This window comes from Flavobacterium sp. (assembly GCF_036741995.1).
Lineage (GTDB): Bacteria > Bacteroidota > Bacteroidia > Flavobacteriales > Flavobacteriaceae > Flavobacterium.
The window spans coordinates 1-2,136 of sequence record NZ_DAINRG010000107.1 but is presented as its reverse complement, the minus strand read 5'-3'; the positions used below and the strand labels follow the sequence as shown (position 1 = coordinate 2,136).

At 36.7% G+C, this 2,136-nt stretch carries 1 protein-coding gene and 1 pseudogene; both read left to right on the top strand.

Annotated elements, in window-relative coordinates; genetic code table 11:
• The coding region (locus V7D82_RS13715; protein WP_333601513.1) for an OmpA family protein at positions 1 to 784 on the top strand (784 nt) is incomplete at its 5' end.
• 333 nt (positions 785 to 1,117) lie between these two features.
• Positions 1,118 to 2,136, top strand: a pseudogene (locus tag V7D82_RS13710) (hypothetical protein); the annotation flags it as partial.

Genomic DNA, 2,136 nt, shown 5'->3' with positions numbered 1-2,136 from the left:
TGGTCCGAAAGATGATTTTGCGCTGATTATCAATTCTAAAACCAAAAAAGGATTCTTAAGTTCTAACCGTGATGGCGGACAAGGAAGTGATGATATCTACAAATTTGTAGAAACCAGACCTATTTGGTGTGAGCAATTACTTTTCGGTGTAATTACAGATGAAGATACTAAAGCGGTGTTGCCTAATACTAAATTACAACTCTTTGATGATAACTTCAATAAACTAAAAGAAACGGTATCAGACGCAGAAGGCAAATATCAATTCACTGAAGTAGAATGTGGAAAAAAATACTATGTAAGAGCTTCACTTGAAAAATATACGACCAAAGAAGTACCGGTAATTATTGGAAAAGACACTGGTAAAACAGAGCTTAATATCGAACTTAAAACCGAAGGTTGTAATGTGAAAATCGGTGACGATTTAGCAAATTGTTTCAAAATCAACATCATTTATTTTGATTTGGATAAATGGGATATTCGTCCGGATGCTGCTATCGATTTAGCTAAATTATTGGATGTATTAGAACAAAATCCTTCGATGAAAATCAATATTCGTTCGCATACCGATAGTCGTGCCTCTTTTGCGTACAATAAAAAACTTTCAGAAAGAAGAGCCAAATCAACTAAAGATTGGTTAATCAAAAATGGTATTGCTGCTAATCGATTAGGTTCTGAAGGACTAGGTGAAACTGAACTTGTTAACAAATGTGCCGACGGTGTGCCATGTACCGAAGCCGAACATCAATTAAACAGAAGATCTGAATTCATAATTACAGCACTCTAAAAAATATTTTATGTTCATTCTTGAAAAGCATCCAGCAATGGATGCTTTTTTTATGCCGTTAAGTAACCAAAAAAGGGAATTTTATTTTTAAAAAACAATCTAATTAAGGGATAAAAAGAGAGAAAAATCGATAAAAAACAACACGCAAATGAAAAATGTCACTTAAACGAGTTTTCGGGTTGTTCGTAGAAGAAATTAAGTGAAGGCTAGCTTTATGCGTAATTTAGCCCCAAATAGTACAGCCCAAAACATCTATCTAATTAAATGCCTACAAAACTACTTCAAGCCAAAATGGAAATTTTTTCAAAAAAATATTATACTAAATTCAATTGTATGAAATCAAAAATTACTATCTCAAAAAAATTGTTTGTGTTTATGCTATTTAGTTTACTAAGTATCACAACCTCATTCGCACAAACATTTCCGCCAGCAGGTACATCTTGTACATCTGGTGACTTGACATTAGTTGGTGCTACCCTCTCTGGTGGAGGTTTATGCAACTCTTGTCCAACACCAACTCAGATAACCAGAACATTAACACTGTCTATCAATAACACAACCGGTTCTACAAGAACATCTTTTGCCTTTTGGGGAACCTTGGAAGTGTATAGCGGTACTACTGGTTTGTTAGTTTCCAGCACAGTAATTAATGGTTGTAATGGGCCACTGCCTCCAAACACGATAACTTCATTAAGTTATAATACAGTTACTTATACTTGTGGAGACATCTTGAAAATCACCAATTTATATTTAGCTTGGACATCGGCTTCCCCTGGATCTGTTTGTCCATTAGATCCAAATGCCATTTCGCCTAAATGCGGAACATTACCAACAATAACCGTAAATGGTGGGGTGAACGGAGAATTTGCTCTTATTAATTCACAATGTGGTTCAGCCACCGGAGCAATTGATTTAACGCCAAGTGGAGGAGCTGCTCCTTACTCTTATGCATGGACGGCTTCTGCCGGAGGTATTGTACCAAGTGGACAGCAAAACAACCAAGATCTTACCGGTTTACTTCCTGGTACTTATTCTGTAACTATTACAGATGCTAATGGTTGTACTATTAATAAATCCAGAACCATCACAGCCACTACTCCTACTGTTGCCGTATTTGCCAATACAAGTGATATTACGGTTCCTTGTGGAGGAGCAACAACAAGCTCTCTAAGCTATACCAATAGTGGATCTGGCTCTTGTTTAATAAGTGGTTCTGTAACTTCAACGCTAAGTACTCAAACACCTGCTGGTGCCTGTGGCGGAACTGTTACTGAAACATGGACTTACACTGACGCTTACGGAAGAACTATAACTAAAACAAGAACAATAACAATAAGCCCGGCAACGTTACC